This is a genomic window from Arthrobacter sp. Bi83, assembly GCF_918698095.1.
GTDB lineage: Bacteria > Actinomycetota > Actinomycetes > Actinomycetales > Micrococcaceae > Arthrobacter.
On sequence record NZ_CAKKLY010000102.1, the window covers coordinates 1 to 4,898 of the forward strand.

Sequence of the window (4,898 nt, forward strand, 5' to 3'; positions counted from 1 at the left end):
GCCGTTCGTTGTATCCAGTCATCGTCAGCCTGACGCCGCCAACGGCACTAAATCAAGACACCGACGGGGAAACCTGCATCGTCACCGGCAAAGACGCCCCCATCGCTAAACAATGCGACGCATAACAGGTGGACTGTCATTGTCGGGTATCCCGCTGGTGAGACCGCCCAGTCCGGCGACGATCAGATGCTCCAGTCCGTGCGAGACGGCCAATGCGGAAGGCGGGGTGAGGAACTCGATATCGTCCGCCAGCATCCTAACGGTCTTGACGAGAATTTGGGCAGCCCCGGGATCGGCGCCAACCGCCAGCGCCGTGAGAGCTTCCGCTTGGGGAAGGTGCGCCTCAAATCCCCGCCGAGGCATTCGGAGCACTAACTGTTCAAAGTGATCCGTCAGCTGAAGAGAATACGGCCTCGTCGTGTCATACAGGGCGAAAGCTCCGTTTTCAATGCCGGCGGACCGTCCCGCCTGGGTCACAACGCAGAAACCGGCGGTTTGGACCCCCACCATGAAGAAGTCCTCACCAGAGGAACTGATGCTGCCGGGAGTCCGGTGAACTGACTGCGCTGTGGCCCTGACCCGCGCAAAGTCCAGAGAACCCAGTGACTGCACTGACAGCTCCCCCTGGATGTCCTCATGGCCCCCAGCCGCCCTGCAATCAAGGCTGACGAAAGTCTCGGAGACAGTCTGGGTCCAGAATGCGACCCTGCTCCGGACCGGAACAGAAGACGTGCGAACAACTGTTGTCATAAGTCTGTTCCTTCTTGGGCGCTTCTAAGCGGTACCGGCGGCGGCTTGGAGGGCTTTGCACTCGCCTCCTCGGTCATTAGATTTTACTTCCAATCGAAAATCTTCTCTAAGATGGTGCGTTGAGTAGCGCATCGAGACGCCGGGTCCCTCGCCCAATGATTCTGGTAGTAGGGGATAGATGTACCCTTCTGCCGCAGCGGGTGGTCCAGCATTGCAACGCACGGTCCTTCTTTTGCTTGCCCTTATGCTGCTTCGGTGGAGCCATAAGAAGTTCAGCCCATTCAGAAACGACACGTACAAGGCCAACGGTGACCGGCGAGAGTCCCAGGTGTGCCAATACGTAAGCTCCTCATATCGGTTCTGGAGATGCCGCAGCCGTTCCTATCCGTCAAGTCCTACCAGTACCGCGAAGAGCGGTTTGATGAGCTGGCTCCGGGGCCCGCCCCGACGAATAGACGGTGAGATTGCATCCAAGACGGGTGACGAATTGGTTGCGAGTGAGATGCAGAAGATCCATGCTCCCATCAAATGCGCCTGCCTCCCCGGAGAGGGAGACAGGCGCACGAGCCACGAGGGGAGGCAGTCTGACAAATGGAATATGGGATTAGGAAACTCACGTCATGCGGGTGCTATAACTACGCCACTACTGACCGTCGGGTACTCCAATCGGGCAAGCGGGGTTGCCCTGCTTTAGCAGGTGAACGGTTTTGGGTTTATTGGCTGCTCGGTCACGTTTAGCTTTGGATAAGTCACGCGTCGACAGGGCTTACGGCGTGTGCTTCCGGCTCAGGCGCCGGAACCTTCTTTGGTTGCGCTAGCTGGACGAGGACCAGCGAAACGACCAGCGCTATGCTGCTGGTAATTACCAGGGCGGAGTACCCACCCTCGGATTCAATGAGGCGTCCAGCGATAAACGGCCCAATAGCGAACCCTCCTCCAATGAAGAGGTTAGCAAGGTTGGTGGCGCGACCAGCGCGGTCCAGGTCGGCGAGGGTCGACATGAGGAATGGCAAGGTCCAGGGCCAGGTGAACTTGAACAACAGCGCGGCGCCAGCAAAGCGGAGAGCATCGGGGGTGCCGAAGAACAGTGCGACAGCGACAATCATGCCCAGGTATCCGCCCATCAGCAGAAACCGTCTGCTGGCGCGTCCGCCTACGAGCGTCGCAACTGTGGACCCTAGTATGCCGACGAGGGTGGCGGCCGACAGAATAAGACCCGAGGTGGCAGGGTCTATCGCCGAGGCGGCCGCGATGCCACCGGTAAAGGTCCAGATGCCGCTGAGTCCGATGTAGAAGATCAAACATGCGATAAGGCCAAGGATGGATTTTCCTACGTTCGGCTTCTCCGGGGTTCCCTCTGCCAGGGAGGAGGACACGTTACGGCCGGCGGGTAAGAACCGCACCAATGGCAAGGCAAGGAGCATGGCCGCGGCGAGCGTCCAATATACGACGCTAATGCCCACCGTCTCGAAAAACGCGGGAAGAACAGCAAGCCCTATCGCGCCAAACGTAAGCTGCCCCACAGACCATAGCCCGTATACGCGATCCCGGTTGCGGGTTTGGGCGGCGAGGGCCATGGCGAGGACCATTAACGATCCGCCCGCGAATGAAGTGATGCCTCGTACCGTAACGAGGGCTCCATAAGAATCAAGGAAGCCCGAAAGGAGGTTACCTGCGACAAAGACTGAACCACAGAGGGTCGCGGCTGCCCGTAAATTGGCCCGCTTAATCCACAGCAGGGCGGGAAGGGAGGCTAAGCTCATAGCGCCGAGTTCGACGGCGAAGAGATCTCCGGTCTGGGTGGGGGTGAGCCCCATTTGCCTGAAAAGCTGGCCCGCGACGGCGGGGGCCATGAGCAGGAGTGTGGCCGCAATGCCGGAAAAAACGACGATGAGGGCTATGCGTCCTTTCGAGTTGGGGTCGTCAGTGCGCGGACCTGCGGCGGGCATGATGCCAAGATTCATTTTTTTCCTTAATAGAAAGGGCGAGACGGGGAGATGGTGAAGCGATAACGGCCTGCGGTCGATTTAGCTGGGCAGTGCACCGGCAGTAACCGGTTGGGTAGTTTGCCTCTGGTGGGCGACGAGGCCGTCAACGTAGGTTCGCTCAACTATTACTGAACGCAGTTCGTCCGGGGGTATGGTCAGCAGGTTTTGGTCCAGCACCAGAAGATTTGCGCGCTTCCCCACCTCGAGGCTGCCCTCTTCTGTCCCTCGTCCAGAGGCATGAGCAGGGTTGATGGTGTACGCGCGTAACGCCTCCGCTGGAGTAACCGCTTCTTCAGGGTCGATAAGAGCACCCGTGTAATGACGCCTGGTGACTGCGCTCCACATAATTTCTAATGGGGAGAAGGTTCCGCAGGGGTGGTCGGATGCAAAGCTCACGCGGACGCCGGCGTCGATCATGCTTCGCAGCGGGAGAATGCGGAGGTGCTTCTGGTTCTCACCCCGCCAACTACCAAAAAACAGTCCATCCTTATAGGCAAGGCCAGGGTTCGCTACAAGGTCGATACCAAGTTTCGCTAGGCGGGGGGCCTGGGAGACTTCGGCAATGAAGGCGTGCTCAAGGCGGAGGATGGCGTCGTCCCCTGTCCGCTTCCGTACGCTTTCATAAGCGTCGGAAACCGCATCGACTGCGCAGTTCCCCATACCGTGGATTGCGAGGTTGATTCCTAGGTCAGTGGCTTGGAGGGCGAGGTCATGGACCTCCCGCGGGTTGTAAAAATTACTCCCCACGTGCTTGGTGCAGCCATCGTGAATCTGATGAAGTCCGGGACCGTCGGGATAGGCGCGGTCGACGAAGATCTTCATGGTGCCACCTCGCAGCATGCGGCTTTCACTGCTGTGGATGCGGTCTACGATGTCGGTGCGTCGGAGGTCTTGCTGGGAGAAAAAGTGGTCGCCGCCGTGGAGCTGCTGCAACGTCAGAGGGAGCTTACTGGCTGCGTCGGCCCGACGATAAAGTTCGGCAGCGCGAGTAGTAACGCAGGCGTCACCTACGCCCGTAATCCCAACAGCGAGGTACTCGCGTGCCTTCGCTTCCAGCAGTCCAACCGCTCGGTCCCAGTCGCTTTCGGCATAAGCTTCCCACGAGGCTGAATGGAGTAGGTTGGCCGCTGTTTCGAGAAGAGTTCCGCTTGGAGTGCCATTACCGTCACGTTCAATGTGCCCTCCCCAAGGGTCTGGCGTGCAGGCGTCGATACCCACAGCTGCGAGGGCGAGGCTGTTTGCGTAACCGGCATGGCAGTTGGACTCCAGGAGGAAGAACGGGTTGTTTGGGGCAACTTCGTCCAGTTCATACCGCGTCGGATTTCGCCGCTCTTTGATTTGTGAAGCATGAAAACCGATGCCCCGCACCCATTGACCCGCGGGAAGGTTCCGGCAGTGGGCCTCAATGGCACCAAGTACTTCGTCCATAGAGGCCAAGGGCGGAGTAGAGCAGTCCACGGCAAGCGGTTCGAAAGCCGCCACACTCATGTGATTGTGGGCGTCAATGAAGCCAGGGACGATGGTCTTGCCGCCTGCATTGTACACATCGGTTCCGGGGGCCGCAACTGCCTGCACCTCGGCTTCATTGCCGACTGCTGCGATGCGACCAGCCCGGATAAGGATCGAGCTGTGGACGGAGTCCTGAGCATCCACTGTATGGACAACAGCGTTGCGGATAAGCAGATCACGATTAGTCATGAAAACCTCGCTTGCTTCGTTGGGGTATGGCGCACGGCTATTAGGGACGGATGGGTGTATCCGTCGGGTGTGGCTGTTGTATGAAAGGCATGTGCTTGGCTTAATCGGAATCCGGTTGTCTACTCGACACTTACTAGTGCAACCAGAAACTAGGATCTAGGTCACAGAGGGGAAGGACAATGAGGGATCCGAGATCACCCGATCTCAGAACGCGATCGATCGCAAGAACCTGCCCTCACGAAACGCTTGACGAACTTCCGTTGGGCGGAATATGGGTTTCTTCGGATTCTGGTGTCACTGCACACTGTTAGCCAGACGCACCGACCGGCCGAACGGCCCGCAACGAAGCGAGATCCAGTCATGGCAACACGCAAGACCATCACCACGCAGGTGGCCATCATGGGGGCAGGCCCGGCCGGGCTGATGCTGTCCCACCTGCTGGCCAAGGCCGGCATCGAATCC

Annotated in this window: 4 protein-coding genes; 1 reads left to right on the plus strand and 3 read right to left on the minus strand. The window is 58.9% G+C overall.

From position 1 onward, the window contains the following. Nucleotides 1-105: 105 nt before the first annotated feature. From LQ144_RS22680 to LQ144_RS22690, 3 genes are all read right to left on the minus strand, one after another. Nucleotides 106-750 carry a hypothetical protein gene (locus tag LQ144_RS22680; RefSeq protein WP_230121499.1) on the minus strand — a complete coding sequence of 215 codons (645 nt, stop codon included), beginning with the start codon at nt 748-750 and terminating at the stop codon, nt 106-108. Between the two features lie 749 nt (nt 751-1,499). Continuing rightward, nucleotides 1,500-2,714, minus strand: a complete 1,215-nt coding sequence (locus tag LQ144_RS22685; protein ID WP_230121500.1) for an MFS transporter — start codon at nt 2,712-2,714, stop codon at nt 1,500-1,502. Nucleotides 2,715-2,777: 63 nt separating this feature from the next. After that, entirely contained in the window at nt 2,778-4,436 is a 1,659-nt protein-coding gene (locus LQ144_RS22690; RefSeq protein ID WP_230121501.1) for an amidohydrolase, read from the minus strand. 360 nt (nt 4,437-4,796) lie between these two features. On the opposite strand from LQ144_RS22690, the gene LQ144_RS22695 reads away from it, so the two are divergent. Further along, nucleotides 4,797-4,898, plus strand: a 102-nt coding sequence (locus tag LQ144_RS22695; RefSeq protein WP_230121412.1) for an FAD-dependent monooxygenase, incomplete at its 3' end; no start/stop codon positions are given.

Coding starts and splice junctions, on each gene's coding strand:
- LQ144_RS22680 (WP_230121499.1), bottom strand. CDS start 750: ATGACAACAGTTGTTCGCACGTCTTCTGTTCCGGTCCGGAGCAGGGTC.
- LQ144_RS22685 (WP_230121500.1), bottom strand. CDS start 2,714: ATGAATCTTGGCATCATGCCCGCCGCAGGTCCGCGCACTGACGACCCC.
- LQ144_RS22690 (WP_230121501.1), bottom strand. CDS start 4,436: ATGACTAATCGTGATCTGCTTATCCGCAACGCTGTTGTCCATACAGTG.